The sequence below is a fragment of the Nonlabens xiamenensis genome (assembly GCF_003865345.1).
In the GTDB taxonomy this organism is placed as follows: Bacteria; Bacteroidota; Bacteroidia; order Flavobacteriales; family Flavobacteriaceae; genus Nonlabens; species Nonlabens xiamenensis.
This window is the reverse complement of the sequence record NZ_RMVE01000001.1, coordinates 588,965-605,008: the sequence shown is the minus strand read 5'-3', so window position 1 is coordinate 605,008 and position 16,044 is coordinate 588,965. Positions and strand designations below refer to the sequence as shown.

The window sequence follows — 16,044 nt, the reverse complement described above, 5'->3', positions numbered from 1 at the left end:
TTTCGGGAAACCATAAAAACTATGACGCAGGCATAGCAATTATGACTTAAAGCCTGGATTTTGCAACACCAGTGAAGTCGGAAGTTTAAAGCCTAATTCAGTACATTTGACCGTTGCTTTCAGCAACTCAATCAGCATCTTTAGCAAAATGTCAGATCAATTATCTTTTATTGAACAAGTAGAAGTGATAGTTCTAAAAAACCTGAACAAAGATCAGTTTGGGGTTTCAGAGCTTGCCGAGGCAATGCATATGAGTAGGTCTAATTTACTCAGAAGGATCAAGAAGCAAACCCAGCTATCGGCTAGCCAATTTATACGACAAGTGCGACTGAGGGAAGCGATGAGTTTACTCCAGCAAAATTCTCATACGGTTTCCGAAGTTTCAGACCTGGTAGGATTCGGTAGTACGTCCTATTTTATTAAATGTTTTAGAGAACAATACGGATTTTCCCCTGGTGAGATCAGCAAAGGAGAAGGACCCGTGGAGAACACAATAGAGTCGACAGGGTTTCTGAGTAAATACCGCTGGTACATAGGGGGAGCAACGGCTGTGCTCATCGCATTTGCTGCTGTCCTATTACTTAGCCGAACTGACGCAGTCAATAGCCCTGGAGTTGAAAAATCCATTGCTGTTTTACCCTTTAAAAACCAGAGCGCAGATTCTACCAATATCTATTTTGTCAACGGGTTGATGGAATCGTCCCTGTATAACCTGCAGAAAATTGAAGATTTAAGGGTGATCAGCAGGACATCGGTGGAGAAATATAGACATAGTAATAAATCGATTCCCGAGATTGCCGAAGAACTAGATGTGAATTATATAGTAGAAGGTAGTGGTCAACGCTTAGGAAATAAAGTTTTACTGAATATACAGTTGATTGATGTTCAATCAGATCAACCGATTTGGGTGGGGCAATACAATCGGGAAACTGTAGACATTTTTAGTTTGCAAAACGATATCGCCAATCAAATTTCTTCAGCGATCAAGGCCATTGTCACCCCAAAAGAATTGGCACAAATTGAAAAGAAACCAACGGACAACCTTGAAGCATATGACCATTATCTGCAGGCCATGGATCCTTATCTTTCCAGGACTGAAGAGGGCTTGAATAAAGCTATTCCTTTGTTTGAAAAAGCTGTGCTACTGGATCCAGAATTTGCGTTGGCATATGCGCATCTCGCTATATCATATTATCACCTGGATCGTTTTAAGAATGATAAACAATATACGGAGCTGATCAACAATTATGCAGACAAAGCCCTGCTGTATGATTCCAAAAATGACATCAGTCTTATCGCAAAAGCTTTGTATTATATGTATGTGGAAGAATATCAACTAGCTGTGCCACATTTGGAAAAAGCCTTAGAATACAATCCAAATTCTGCAGCCGTAGTTCAAGTGCTTTCCCGACTTTACTCCACTTATCTTCCGGATACCGCCAAATATCTGAAAAACGCTCTCAGAGGTATGCAACTTGAGGTTACTGTGAGCGACTCCATAGCACAAGCCTATATCTACTTGGACTTGAGCAATGCTTTCTCACAATGTGGGTTTACGGATCTGGCGATGACTTATATCGACAAGACCCTGGAATACGATCCTAACAACTACTACGCACCTCATTTAAAAGCCTTTGTAGAATACGCCCAAAACAAAAATTTTGCACAACTCATAGCCAATCTGGAAACAGAATATGAAAAAGACAGTACCCGATTGGATATTCTTAAAGACATTGCTAAGCTGCACTATTACAACGAAGATTACGAGCAGGCTTTGGGCTATTACCAAGGGTTTGTCAAGGCTAAAAAGCAATATAATCTCAATATTTATCCAGAAGAAGACATCAACATAGCCCAACTTCATAAAACCTTAGGGAATAAAGAAAAGGCTTCAGTGTTCTTCCAGCAATATGTGGAGTTTTGCAAAAAAAACCAATCCGTGTATAGTAGCGTGGGCAAGGCCGCCAAACATGCTTATGAAGGCAAAATTGAGTTAGGTATCCAGGAGCTTAAAAATTTTGCACAACAGGATCATTATCAATATTGGTTGATTTTATTTATAGAAAAAGATCCTGTTTTCAAAAAAATGAGCCTTCATCCAGATTATGAAGACACTATACAACAAATCAAAGCTAGGTTTTGGCAAAATCACGAACGACTCAAAAAGGACTTGAAGAAAAATGAGCTCATTTAATCATTTCCAACGTTGATGTTCAGACGTAGAATAACCTTAGGATAATTGATAAACACAGTGTTTATTTTCAAAGGAATAGTTGAGGGCACAGGAACAGTACAACTTACTTTCCAGAATAAGGTGTAAAGCCAATCAACTACCTATGGCTGTCGATGGTTTAACTCTTGGAGACTGTTACGGGCAAATAAAAAAGCTTCAATGGTGAAGTTCCAATGAAGCTTTTTAAACAATGGTGGAGAATACCGGATTCGAACCGGTCGCCTCTACGCTGCCAGCGTAGCGCTCTAGCCAAATGAGCTAATTCCCCATTCTATTGATAGAGAAAGCAAAGATAATAGGTTTCCTGATTTTTGCATAAATAAAAATGTATAATTTAAGTTTGTCGGGTGAATAATCCTGTGAATATCTCCACCCGCCAAATCCTAGCTTTGGCCATTCCAGCCATTGTTGCTGGCATTGCTGAGCCGTTGATCAGTATTACAGATTTGGCCATCATCGGCAATATGGAAGGAGAGACAACGGATGCCCTCGCGGCCGTAGGATTGGTAGGTACATTTTTAAGCGCCATTATTTGGACTTTGGCGCAGACCAAAACCTCCATCTCCTCTATAGTTTCCAACCACCTAGGTGCAGCCAGCTTAAAACGTATTCACGAACTTATCCCTCAGGTAGCCTGGATCAATATCGGACTGGGAATTTTGATCTATCTCGTCACTGCGCCTTTTGCGGGCTGGATATTCCAACTTTATGAAGCTGAGGGCAGCGTACTGGATATTTGTGTGGAATACTATCAAGTGCGGGCATTGGGATTCCCCATGACCTTGAGCGCTTTTGCCATATTTGGGATATTCAGAGGCTTGCAGAACACTTCCTGGGCCATGATCGCCAGCTTATCTGGAGCAACGGTCAACATCCTTTTGGATCTTTTATTGGTTTATGGAATTGAAGGATGGTGGGAGCCCATGGGTGTGTTGGGAGCGGCTTACGCGAGCTTGGCAGCACAAGCCACCATGCTGGTAATCGCCATATACTTCCTCTACAGGCATACGAGATTTTCACTGAAGATAAGTTGGTGGAAACCTCACCCAAGACTTAGAAAACATCTGTACCTCACGGCAAACTTCTTCCTGAGAACAGCCGCCATCAATATTGCGATTTATTTATCCTACAGATTTGCCAATTCTTATGGGGTGGAAGAGGCGGCTACTCATGCCATCCTGATGAATGTTTGGTTGTTTTTCTCATTTCTGGTCGATGGTTTTGCCAATGCCGGAAATGCCATCGGCGGCAAACTATTGGGGTCAAAAGACGTAGCTTCCCTCCGGTACCTGGCGCGAACAACCACCTGGTATGGCGTAGCCGTTGCTGGAATTCTTAGCCTTGTATGTTTTGGCCTTTACGATTTTATTGGTAAACGATTTACGGATGATGAGGTCGTGTTGGGGCTCTTCCGTGACAGCTTTTGGATTGTCTTGTTGATGCAGCCTGTAAATGCAATTGCTTTTGTGTATGACGGAATTTTCAAAGGCTGGGGAGAAGCCAGTTACCTGCGAAACCTATTATTTGGGGTGACCTTGTTGGGCTTTGTACCTACTATTTTTTTAGGAGATTATTGGGGAGGTCAACTGTACGCTATCTGGAGCGCTTTTTTTGTTTGGATGATCCTTAGATCTGTGGTCCTCTTTTTTAAGTTTAAATCCAGGCTGCGGGCAATGGAATAGTTATTTAACTTCTCACGCTCTGAAGTTTTGCCGTATTGGACAGCAATACCAAAGCATTATCTTTGTAGGCTTAAACAATTGTATTCATGAAGACATTACTTGTTGAGGACAACTGGTTTTTTGAATTAATAGGCTTTATAGGCGGACCAGGTTTATTCCTGATAATAGGCCTACTATTGATTATTGTCGTAGTGTACAGCAGATTCAGAAATAAGCGATGAAAAAGGTACGCATCACCAAGGAATTTACTTTTGAGACCGGACATGCGCTCTACGGCTATGATGGGAAGTGTCGCAATGTTCACGGACATAGTTATAAACTTGCTGTCACCGTGATCGGCATGCCTATTGACGAGCTAGGGCATGTTAAACATGGAATGGTGATTGATTTTGGGGACTTGAAAAAGATCATCAAAGAAGAAATTGTGGATCCTTTTGACCATGCCACTGTTTTTAACAAAAATACACCCCATGTGGAATTGGCCAAAGAACTACAAGATCGCGGCCATGATGTAATTTTGGTAGACTATCAGCCAACTAGTGAGATGATGATCATCGATTTTGCCGAAAAAATCAAGAACAGGCTTCCTGCATCGATTGTACTGCACAGTTTGAGATTGCGGGAAACAGAAACCAGTTATGCCGAATGGCACGCTAGCGATCAATCTTAATAGTTGAGTTTGGCGATGTAGCCGTTTAGAATACAAAAAAGGTCTTGGCGACCAACCTACATATACCAACAATCAGACGGTAAGTGGAAACTAATGCGTTGGGCTGCTTTTCTTCTATATAATTGGATTCCATAATGCTGTGATTTGAGAGCCCTAATATGTGAATTTTTTCACAAAATAGCGTTTAAATCACATAATTATTCGATGAAATGCACAAATTCAATTTCTTTCATGGAATATACTGGCCGCACATTCGTCTGGAACCCATCAGAAAACAGCCTCAATAGCTAAATTTCGGATAGGGTTTTATTGCTTGAGTGCGGGAAGTTGGTCCTCTATACCATTGTTTTCGCCCACCACTACTTGACTACTGCCTAAAATACTGATCCGTCCCGCTGTGAAATCTTCTTGATCGGCTTCAAAGATGTTGTCCACATACTTTTGCGGGTTCCTATCGATATATGGGAACCAAGTGCTGTGAATTTGGATCATGATGCGGTGGCCTTTTTTAAAGGTATGTAACACGTCCTGAAGCGGGAATTCTACACTGGTCTGCTGACCGGGTACAAAGGCCTCAGGCTTTGAAAAATCGTTTCTAAACCTTCCCCTAAAAGTTTCTGCGCGCACCAATTGTTGATAACCGGCCAAAGTCACGTGCTCCGGTGTAGCCTCATCGTTGGCTTGGTCGTCAGGATATACATCGATCAGCTTGACTACAAAGTCTGCATCGGTGATATCTTGCAAGATCACGTCCAATTGCGCCTGAATCTCTCCGGCCAGTCTTACATCCTCTTCTAGAATTTCTGTTTGAAAAGTCAATACATCTGGTCTTCTTGAAGCATGTCGCTGGTCATCGGTCATATAGGCCCTCGGTGTAAAGGTTACAGGAGTAACTTCGCTTCTAAAAGGAACTGGATGGTTGGGATCGCTGACGTAGTCAAATTGTTCTTGGGCTTGTCCGGTTTTATTGATCAATAGTCGTCCGTTAGCAGCAAAGCCAAAACTAATTCGAGGTTCATTGGGCGGCCATTGGGTCATTTCTTCCCATTTTTTTAATCCCGTGTCAAACATGTATGCTTCTGGAAGAGGTTTGGTTTTTTTGTTTTTAAGGTGTCGGGCAAAAAATCGCGTCTCTATATTTTTCTGGTAGAAGGTAGAGATGCTGTCCCCAAAATGTATATGGTTTACCATCTGGCGTCCTCGTTCACGGGACCAGTCTCCATGGCTCCAAGGACCCATCACAATCGTATTGTGCTTGTTTTTCGGATTTCGTCGCTCTACGTTTTTATAAATGTTAAGCGGTCCGTATAAATCTTCTGCATCAAACCAACCACCTACGGTCATTACAGCGTGGTCTACCTTATCCAAATGATTGATGATGGCGCGTTGCTGCCAGAATTGATCATAGTTGGGATGATTGACCACATCCTGCCAAAAGAAGTTATCCGGATAAATATTTTCTGTTACGTTTTTTAGTGGTCCAATAGCCATGTGGAAAGCATAGGTGTCCTTAATATTTCCCACTTGGCGCATGGCATCCCATTTGTCGGCATACCAGCTTTCTGTGGTAGGTTCGGTTTGGTGACCGAAAACTGGATAAGCCATCAAATAGCTTTCCAAGGTGGCACCCATGTGATGAAAGTCGTCAAAGAAAAAATCGCCAATTGGCGCTTGGGGTGATGAAGCCACTAATGCCGGATGGGCCTCTGGTAAAGCAGCAGCAGTGTAAAATCCAGGATAGGAAATACCCCACTGGCCTACCTTGCCATTATTATTGGGCACATTCTTGACCAACCATTCAACCGTATCGTAGGTATCACTGCTCTCATCAATATCGCTCGGATTCTTAGGGTTATTTCCAGGCACATGTGGACGCATATTGTCAAAGTCTCCTTCACTCATCCATCTACCCCTGACATCTTGATAAACAAAAATATAACCTTCGTCCATCATAAATTTATTGGGCCCAAGGCTAGATTTGTAGGCATCTGGCCCATATGGAGCAACACTATAACAAGTGCGCTGCATCATAATCGGGTAGGTTTGTGATTGGTCTTTAGGAGCATACACCACTGTGTGCAATTTAACCCCATCCCTCATTTCAATTTTATAGATGGTTTTGGTGTAGTTTTCCTTGACATAATTGTTGTTGGATTGCGCTTTCGCGAAAGCGATAACAGCCAACAATAAGATATATAAAAAGAGATTTTTCATAATTGGAACTTCAAAACATTAAATATAGGAGATAGGTCACAAAAAAGGCTTTCGAGAATCAAAAGCCTTAAGTTTTGGGAAACATATATGATAAAATTACCAGATTTGTACTCGGTCTTCCGGCTCCAAATACATACCATCCCCTTTTTTGATGTCAAAAGCATCGTAAAAGGCATCAATGTTTTGAAGCGGGACGTAACCGCGATACATTCCAGGCGAATGGGTATCACCCTTGATCCGTTGTTGTAGCGCCTCTTTGCGCATTTTGGTTCGCCATACCGTGGCCCAACTCAAGAAAAAGCGTTGTGATTGGGTATATCCATCGATTTCCTCCACCTGGCCTTTGTCTTCCAGCCACATATTGAGGGCGTCATAGGCAGCGTTCACACCACCAAGGTCGCCGATGTTTTCTCCCAGGGTGTAATCACCATTGATAAAAACCCCCGGCATGACTTCAATCGCACTGTATTGGTCGGATAAATCCTTACCTAAAGACTTGAATTGTTCTTCATCCTCTTCAGTCCACCAATTAATCATATTACCGTTGGCGGCAAACTTGGCTCCCTGATCATCAAATCCGTGAGAAATCTCATGGCCAATTACCGCACCCATACCTCCAAAATTGATGGCAGGATCTGCCTTATAATTGTAGAAAGGTGGTTGAAGGATAGCTGCAGGAAACACGATCTCGTTGTAATATGGATTATAATAAGCATTGACGGTTTGGGGGGACATGAACCATTCGGTCTTGTCCACTGGTTCACCTAATTTCTCCAAGTTTTCCTGACGATTGTACTCGTTAACCGCCATCATGTTGTCAAACAAATTACCGCCATCCTCTGGGCTCTTTATCTCTACTTCTGAATAGTCTTTCCATTCATCTGGATAGCCAATTTTAATGTTCATACCATTCAGTTTCTCAATGGCCTGTTCTTTGGTGGCCTCACTCATCCAATCCAACGCGTTGATACGTTTCTCGTAGGCCATTTTGACGTATTCGATCATTTCCTTGGCCTTGGCTTTGGCTTCAGGCGGAAACTTTTCGTCCACATAAAGTTGGCCTAGGGCTTCACCTAAACTCCTGTTGACGATGGATAAAGCACGCTCATCCATAGGACGTTGCTCTTTGTCGCCACGCATGGTCTTGCTGTAAAATTCCCAGCTGGCATCTTCAATGTCGGTGGACAGGGCTGCCGCACTGCTATTGATCACATCCCATTTCATGTAGTCCTTCATTACTTCAAGGTTGGACGGCTTCCATAATTGATTCAGGGCTTTGATATAATCCGGCTGGCTCACGATTAAATCTGAAAATTCTTTCATTCCTGCCTCCTCAAAATATTGTTCCCAATCAATCGCTGGCGCCATTTTTTTGAGGTTTTCCACACTCATAGGATTATATGTTTTTGATGGGTCCCTGCGGGTAACTTTATCCAATCTAGGTTCTGCCATGGCTTTTTCAAAAGCGATGATTTCTTGAGCCTTTTGCTGAGCCTCCTCTTTTGAAGTGCCCGTAAGTTGGAACATTTTGGCTACATACAATTCGTATTCAGCCAATTTTTCCTTACTATCTGCGTCTGCTTCTACGTAATATTCACGTTGCATCCCCAAGGATCCAGGACCCAATTGGGCAACGTTCATATTGGTATCCATGGCATCCGGACCTACGCCAATTCTAAAAAGTGCAGATGTCCCCTTTTTGGAAAGTGCTGCGTTGACCTCTAAGAGTTCATCAAGATTTTGAATTTTGTCAATTTGATCCAGATAAGGTTGGATAGGTTTATAACCCGCCTCGTTCCTTGCCACGGTATCCAAAATACTTTTGTAAACGTAAACAGCTTTGGCCTGATCAGAATTAGGATCTAAATCCTTATCATTCATAGCACGATCCAAGATGGCCAACACATCAGCATCGGTATCCTTACGTAGTTTATTGAACCCTCCCCAAACGCTTTGATCGGCAGGTATCTCTGTAGAATCTATCCATTTCCCATTCACGTAGCGATAAAAATCATCCTGTGGCTGGACGCTGGTATCCATATAACCCAGCTCCAAACCCGGTTTTTTCTCTTCCTTAACCTCTACGTCATTTTTACAGGAAGTAAGTATAGTCGCCATCGCAAACAGGCATAGGCTTATTTGTTTCATTGTCATTCTAGTGATATTGATTTCCAAAATATTAGGAAAAATTTACTGTCCGAAAATTAACTAATTCTCCTTCAGAATCTGTTAACTAATCCCTAATCATGAATGACAAAGTCTTGACATTTCACTTTGGTCCAAGTGAAATGTCAAGACTTTATTCAATGCTTCATTGGCCTATTATCTGACGAGTAATTTTTCAGTTACCGAAGCATTGTCAGAAGTTATTTTAAGGAAATACATCCCACTGGCCACAGTGTTTAAATCAATGAGATGCTGATTGCCACTATTGTTTTGCTGGACAAGGATGCGTTTACCACTTACATCATACACCTCATAATCAAAGGAAGAATCACCATTCCATGACAACTGGAATAGACCGCTGGATGGGTTAGGGTATATGGTAAACATATTTTCCAATCCAGACACCTCATCATTGCTCAAGGTTCCCGTGACCACAAAATTATCAATGACTGCACCTTCCCTGGTTATCGATCGGTCAGTTTGAAATTTGAACCTAAACATCACCGCAGGCTCACCCATAAATTGCGTAAGGTCATGGGAATATTGTGTAAGTGCTGGTTGAGTTCCAGTCCACTGTGCACCCACGCAATTGACACAGTTAGAATTATTTTGCTGGTTGCTCGAATTATACCAATTGGGATCGTTAGCTGTCCCGAGTATGTTCCAGGTATCACCAGAATCAACACTATACTCTAAATAAAGAAGATCCCAATTAGTTTCAATTTCAAAGGCCATATCAAATTGCACAATTGGGTTTTGAACATTGGATAAATCATAGCATCCTGAATATAGGTAAGAGATAGTGCTATTGGTATATTGACCATCTAAATTAGTAGCATAAACATTGGAATTACCACCTGCTCCAGAAGTATTTAGGACGATTCCATTGGGCACTCCTCTCTCCCATAACGAGCCACTCTCTAAAAATGCTCGGGTATCAAATTGATGTACATCATTGATGACAGCATCTCTGTTTTTTGACAATAGTATGAAAGAGCTATTATTAGCTACAAATGTATCATTGGGAATTTGAACTTCAATATTCAATTCATGATCTCCAATCCCTAAATTCAACCCTGAGATGATCGTACTGGAAAAAGCCTGCGGTGCAATGGTAACCGTCTCCTGACGGGTTACTACGGAACCATTATCAAGGCTATAACTCAACGTATAATTATTAATGGTGTTTAACCCAGTATTTTGTACCGTGACGGTTATATCACTGCTATTACAATTGATACCTTGTAAATCTGATTCCAACGCACTAAGAGAAATATCATCAGGTGCTGAAACACGTTGCACCCCTGTCTGCCAAACCCCTCTTCCATAAGTGGCAGCAGTAAGTATCATGTCGTTGGTATTTATCTCTAAGTCCCGTATATTGACATTCGGAAGGTTGTTTCCAAAAACATTCCAAGTACTGCTAACATCGTCATATCTGTAAACTCCGACTGTGGTTCCAACAAAAAGAGGTTCATCGGAACTCAAGCCTTGGTGTACCAGTGTATTTTTTCCAAGATTCGGCAAGTTTAAAGTGATATCTTGAAAGCTACTACCACCATCGATACTTCTATACACGCGGCCTGTAGAAAATCTCGTGGCTATATATAGAATAGAACTATCGTTGTTGTTCACTTCAATTGCGGTTATGTTTTCAGGAAATGTTGAAACCAGTAAGAAGTTGACTCCTGCGTTCGTACTGCGATAAAGGTTTTTATCAATTGCTATATAAATGGTGTCATCACTTAAAGGATCGATCTCAATGACATCGATATTGCTGCCAAAGTTTTGGGAGACCTGTGAAAATGAAGCTCCACTTACAGTATAAAGACTGGTATAGCCAGCATAAATATTTCCTCGACTATCCGCTTTGAGCGGAGTAATCCAGTTCCCAGATGCTGGCCCTGGTATTCTGCCTGCTCTTGTATTACCTCCTGTAGTTGTAAAATACAAGCTTCGGCCACTTTGAATAAATCCGTACCTAATATCTGGATTAATTGGATCAATACCTCCATCCATACCGTCGGCGCCATAGTAGACGTGCCACCCTGTCGTATTTCTAGCAAAGCCCCCGTTATCTTGTAGTCCACCTACAATATCATTACTGGATTGGTCGCTTACTGCTACTCTATAGAATTGACCAATTTGGGCAGTAGCTGTAAGATCAGTAAAACTTGTTCCATCATTTGTACTGCGGTACACACCTCCATCTGACAGAACAAACAACTCGTTTCCGAACTGTCTGATCTGATGAATATCCGCATGGGTATACACAGGCTGTGAGGGGCTATTCCAATTGTTGACCTTAGAAAAAGTTGTACCCCCATTAAAAGATTTCCATACATTTAAACAACCCGTATAAATGATATCTGCATTAGTAGGGGAAACTTCAAGAGCTAGGTTATACCAACCTTGTCGGTGCTCCAAAATATCGCTCGTATTTCCTGTATCTACAAAATTGATCCCGCTATCAATAGAACGGTACACCCCTACTAGGTTAGCCTGGCTATCAATGATCAGTAAATAAACATAAGCGGGATTTGCCGGAGAAACTCCTATCACCGACCTGCCTTGATTAGCAGGTAAACCACTAGTTATTTGAGTCCAGGATAACCCAGCATTGTTGGAGATATAAAAAGAGTTAGTGGTAGATAAATAGATCGTACTTGAATCCCCTGGTTTTAATTTGATATCCTTAACATTCGCTGTAAGAGTCCTGGTAAAAGACGCACCTGCATCTGTTGACCTATAGAAGCCAGTATTGGAAGAAACAAATACAGTATTAGAATTTGTAGGGTCAAGATATACCTCACTGATGTTTGCAGAATTACCTGTAAAAGTTAATCCAGTTGGTGAGAAATTAGCTCCTCCATCCGTTGATTTGTACAAGCCTATACTGGAAGTATGTCCACCGTCATCATCTCCTGTCCCTATATAAATGACATTAGAATCAGTTGGGTCAACAGCAATGGCACTGGTCCCAATCCTAGTAAAAAAGTCGGTCAGTGGCATCCAAGTAACTCCGGCATCTGTTGATTTCCAAGCTCCGCCACCAGGAGTTCCCATATAATATATGTTAGAATTATTGGGGTCAACGACAAGGGCATTGACTCTTCCTTGACCAGGAGACCAAGAACCAGAATTATTATAAGTAAATGGACCTACGGGCAACCAGTTTGAATTGTCCATTTGAACATTTTTGGCCAATCTGCTATTTATTGCTAATTCGATGTCTGCGGTAGTTTGAATAGTACCGTCGGCTTTTACATAGGCCTCTGCTTGATCCACCCATCTCATGAAAGGCTTATAACCACTTCCTTTAGCCTCCTTATCATGTGTTTGCCAATAAGCCTCACCTGCCGCTTTTATCTGCTCATAAGTTGGGCCGTCAGAATTCTTAGCCACTTCAAGATTTTGCATCCATGGCGCCTCGGTGCCTAGTTGAGAAAAAGCAAGGGAAGTCATGAAAAGTAGAAGGAAAGAAAGGGTCTTTCTCATTTGTAATATTTTTAGGACTAGCAATATAAGTCCTAAATATCACGAATTGTAAACAACATCTTAAAAAAGTCATTTAATCCATTAAATTCACCTTTTAAACGAATAATCGTTATTTTCTAATTTTCACTTTCTTCTAGGTCATAACCCAGTTGTTTACCCTTTTTCTGTCTCGGGAGACCTTCCGTCATCCACACAGGAGCAGGTTGGCCTTTCAGGTAGTGATCAAAGAATTGCATCATACGCAGGGAAAGATCCCTGCGATTCTTCATTTTGCGAAGATTGTGAGCTTCGTCATTGTAAACCAATAACCAACTGGGTTTCCCCAATCTTCTCATTCCCATAAACATTTCGATGCCTTGATAGTAAGGTACTGCTCCATCCTCATCATTATGCATCATCAGTAATGGGGTCTGGATTTTGGGAATGTGGAATAAAGGCGAATTTTCAATATACAAATCCAATCCGCTCCACAGATCTTTCCCAAGCCTGGATTGCGACCTTTCATATTGGAAAGCACGACTCAAACCAGAGCCCCAACGTATACCTCCATAAGCATTGGTCATATTACTTACTGGAGCTCCTGCCATTGCAGCAGCGTATTTGTTGGTCCTGGTTACCAAATACGCGGTTTGATAACCTCCCCAGCTCTGGCCTTGCAGCCCCATGTGATTACTGTCCACAAACCCTTTGCGCTCCATGGCTTCTGTACCAGAAACAATACAATTATAAGCACTCTCTCCTGGATGACCATCTTGATAAACGATATCTGGAACAAATACCAAATACCCGTTGCTGGCCAAATAACTAAAGTTAACGGTACTCGCACTAGGCTGAGGAGACCAGTACTGATGCAAGCGGTCGGAATATTTTTCATAAAAATATACGATCATAGGATATTTTTTCTCCGGATCAAAACCTGCTGGTTTGTAAAGCAATCCTTCTAGCGCTGTACCGTCGTAAGCCTTCCATTTTACCAACTCCACACTACCCCAGGCAAATTCATCTTGCTGCGGATTCATATTTGTAAGACGGCTTTTCTGAGTAGGAGTTAAAATTTCCAAATCAGGATATTTGGTAAAACTGCTGGTCCGTACCAATAAAACGTCTGATTTTTCCGCTTTCGCGAAAGCGGAAACTTCATTGTTATTGGAAGCATAGATCGTTTTAATTCCTTCTGGCGTTAATTGTACCAAAGAAGTGGTTTTGTCTTGATGATTAAACGCAGATAGTAAAAGTCCATCCTGATAATAAGTGGCCAAATAGGGTTGATCATTATCCAGTCGATAAGTACGGTAAGTGATTTGACTTCGTCTTCCTGTTTTTGTGATGTTTTCAGGCGGATTCACTCCTGAAGGATCGAGCCTCCAAATGTCATATTTATCATAGGCCAAAGCATGGCTATCAGCATCAAAACCGCCAAATCCATGGCTTGCTGCCAGTGCTGGATGGTCATCATCTTCATCGGCAAAACTAACTTCTATAAACTTTGTCAAGTTCTTGCCTATTTGTGTTTGCAGGTCCATACTATGCCAGTCCTGGGTATCGTAATTGAAATAGACAGCATATCGATCCCCAGGAACCCTGATAGGCGAACTTCCAGAATTGTTGATCATTAATTTACGGCTGCGGTTATTCAGGTCCTCCACAAGATAATCAGCGCGCCAGGGATAATCCCAGGATCTCGCTATATCAAAATCATCAGAATTACGATAAATCACAAATCTGGATTCCAACTCTTCCCCAACATCCGTGTTTTCCATTTCATAATCATTCAGAAAGGACACGGATTCTGTTTCTGTATCAAAGATGATCGTTGCCGATTGGCCTGCTAGACGAGAAGCTCTTGATTTTTGCTCGGGTTGCACCATCCGATCCTTATAGTTCCACACATCCACATCTGGTATTTCTTCTTCCAGTCGGGTGGTATCTATAGTGTAGCGCAATTTTGGTTGGGTATAAAAGAAAAGGCGTTTTGCATCATCAGAAAATCTTGGGGGTCTGCTAGCCGTTAGTTCCCACCCTTCTTTGATATTCTGATCGCCGTAACCTAACTGCCTGGTAAAGCTTTGAGGTGTTTTCTGATAATACAGTTCAAATTGAAGGGAGTCTTTTTCAGTACTGTCCATCGCTACTTTATAGGCCAACTGCTGACCGTACTTATCGATGGCCAGGTCCTTATACCGCCAGGCCGTATTGAGTAAAGTGTCGTGTCTGCGATCTTCTGAATTGTAATAATAAATTCCATGGTCCTTTAGATCCTTACCTTGTTTGCGTGTATAGATAAATCCGCTGCCTTCTTCTGGCATGGCAAAGTGTTCATAGTTATCAATACTATCCCGAGTTTTAGTAACTGGTTGATAAACGATAAGGTAGTCCTCTTTGGTGAAATCTCTTGGGTTTTCCCTTTTTTCTAGGGTCTCAAGTTCTTTTTCCACCTCTTTTTTCTTTTGCTTGAGCCTGCGCCGCTTTTCTTTTTTAGTTTCCTGCACTTCCTGGGCTGGCGTAACAGAATCCTTTTCTTTTTTCTTCAGGTCTTTATACTTTTCTAGAATAACAAAATGATTCGCTTTATCGCTGGCCACAAACTTTTTTACCCTTGCGATAGAATCGGTAACCTTGCCGAGCGCCACATCATAGACCATAAAACTATTCTTGGACTGTTCGTTTTTCTTTACCTCCTTTTTTTTCTGTTGGCGCAGCGAGTCATAAATTGGTCGTTGTAGGAAATAGATATATTTTTCATCGGAGCTGATGTGAGGTTGAATTCCATTAAAAAGAAATACAGATGTTGATTGTTGTTTATCGTAAATCTGTAAATAACCATCCCCATCACCTGTACCAGTAACCACACTGATGGCTACCAAATTACCGCTAGGGGAGATATCTACAGCGCCCCTGCGTTTCCACAAATCATAATCTTGATGCGTGATTGGCTTCTGTTGAGCTGAGGAAAAAAGAAAAGCTCCAAAAATTAAAAGTATAGTCAGTCCTCTCATTTGTTCTAAATAAATTCGCTATTGGTTGCGCAGTTGGTTGATATAATCCGTGTCCCATTCCTTTTTGAGTTCGGTAAGCGATGCGACATTTTCATTGGGTACAGCAATGGACAGCACGTAATGTGCAATCTTCCACCGACCATCTTCCTGAGCCATTACGCCGCTACCACGGCAAATGCCCATTTGCGTATCGAGGAGTTCGTCAAAATATACCAAAGCATTTTTTTGGTACATGTTGCGTTCCAGGGATTCAAAAGACCAAGCTTTACCTCTATCAAAATAGGGTTTTGAAAAGGTCTTGAACTCCTTAAGGGACCAATTTTCAGTGGCGTCGGTCCCTATAAAAATTGCGTCACTGGTCATCAAATCAAAATAAGTATCGAATTCAGCATTGGCAGCGGCTTGATGCCAAGCATCTATTTGATGACCTGCCATCTGTGTATCTACATGGGAATAACTCGAGCAGGATATTGAAAAAATAAGCGGAATTAAAAAAAGAAAAATTGGTCTCATACCGTAAATATAGGGCATTTCAGCAACTAAGCTTATGAGAAAAAACGCATAGAAATGGATGTAAGTGAACTG

At 41.7% G+C, this 16,044-nt stretch carries 9 protein-coding genes and 1 tRNA gene; 4 read left to right on the top strand and 6 right to left on the bottom strand.

From position 1 onward, the window contains the following. Positions 1 to 148: 148 nt before the first annotated feature. Positions 149 to 2,194, top strand: a complete 2,046-nt coding sequence (locus tag EGM47_RS02795) for a helix-turn-helix domain-containing protein (RefSeq protein WP_124979236.1) — start codon at positions 149 to 151, stop codon at positions 2,192 to 2,194. A 230-nt stretch (positions 2,195 to 2,424) separates the two neighbouring features. Here the strand turns inward: EGM47_RS02795 and EGM47_RS02790 are convergent. Further along, positions 2,425 to 2,501, bottom strand: a tRNA-Ala gene (locus EGM47_RS02790). A gap of 79 nt (positions 2,502 to 2,580) precedes the next feature. On the opposite strand from EGM47_RS02790, the gene EGM47_RS02785 reads away from it, so the two are divergent. The 3 genes from EGM47_RS02785 (at position 2,581) to EGM47_RS02780 (ending at position 4,585) form a co-directional block, all read left to right on the top strand. Continuing rightward, on the top strand, positions 2,581 to 3,915 hold the full coding sequence (locus EGM47_RS02785; RefSeq protein WP_124979235.1) for an MATE family efflux transporter: 1,335 nt from the start codon (positions 2,581 to 2,583) through the stop codon (positions 3,913 to 3,915). 86 nt (positions 3,916 to 4,001) lie between these two features. Continuing rightward, positions 4,002 to 4,136 carry a hypothetical protein gene (locus EGM47_RS16570; protein ID WP_262707046.1) on the top strand — a complete coding sequence of 45 codons (135 nt, stop codon included), beginning with the start codon at positions 4,002 to 4,004 and terminating at the stop codon, positions 4,134 to 4,136. Continuing rightward, on the top strand, positions 4,133 to 4,585 hold the full coding sequence (locus EGM47_RS02780; RefSeq protein WP_124979234.1) for a 6-pyruvoyl trahydropterin synthase family protein: 453 nt from the start codon (positions 4,133 to 4,135) through the stop codon (positions 4,583 to 4,585). The genes EGM47_RS16570 and EGM47_RS02780 overlap by 4 nt, the downstream gene beginning before the upstream one ends. Before the next feature lie 306 nt (positions 4,586 to 4,891). Here EGM47_RS02780 and EGM47_RS02775 read toward each other — a convergent pair whose 3' ends face one another. The 5 genes from EGM47_RS02775 to EGM47_RS02755 all read right to left on the bottom strand — a co-directional run bounded on the left by EGM47_RS02775 (position 4,892) and on the right by EGM47_RS02755 (position 15,972). Next, on the bottom strand, positions 4,892 to 6,799 hold the full coding sequence (locus EGM47_RS02775; protein WP_124979233.1) for a CocE/NonD family hydrolase: 1,908 nt from the start codon (positions 6,797 to 6,799) through the stop codon (positions 4,892 to 4,894). Between the two features lie 96 nt (positions 6,800 to 6,895). After that, the gene (locus EGM47_RS02770) at positions 6,896 to 8,947 is read right to left on the bottom strand and encodes a M13 family metallopeptidase (protein WP_164510810.1); all 2,052 of its coding nucleotides are present in this window, start codon (positions 8,945 to 8,947) and stop codon (positions 6,896 to 6,898) included. A gap of 174 nt (positions 8,948 to 9,121) precedes the next feature. After that, positions 9,122 to 12,463 carry a T9SS type A sorting domain-containing protein gene (locus EGM47_RS02765; RefSeq protein ID WP_124979231.1) on the bottom strand — a complete coding sequence of 1,114 codons (3,342 nt, stop codon included), beginning with the start codon at positions 12,461 to 12,463 and terminating at the stop codon, positions 9,122 to 9,124. Between the two features lie 116 nt (positions 12,464 to 12,579). After that, positions 12,580 to 15,459 carry an alpha/beta hydrolase family protein gene (locus EGM47_RS02760; RefSeq protein WP_124979230.1) on the bottom strand — a complete coding sequence of 960 codons (2,880 nt, stop codon included), beginning with the start codon at positions 15,457 to 15,459 and terminating at the stop codon, positions 12,580 to 12,582. Positions 15,460 to 15,477: 18 nt separating this feature from the next. After that, the gene (locus tag EGM47_RS02755; protein ID WP_124979229.1) at positions 15,478 to 15,972 is read right to left on the bottom strand and encodes a nuclear transport factor 2 family protein; all 495 of its coding nucleotides are present in this window, start codon (positions 15,970 to 15,972) and stop codon (positions 15,478 to 15,480) included. Between the last annotated feature and the right edge of the window lie 72 nt (positions 15,973 to 16,044).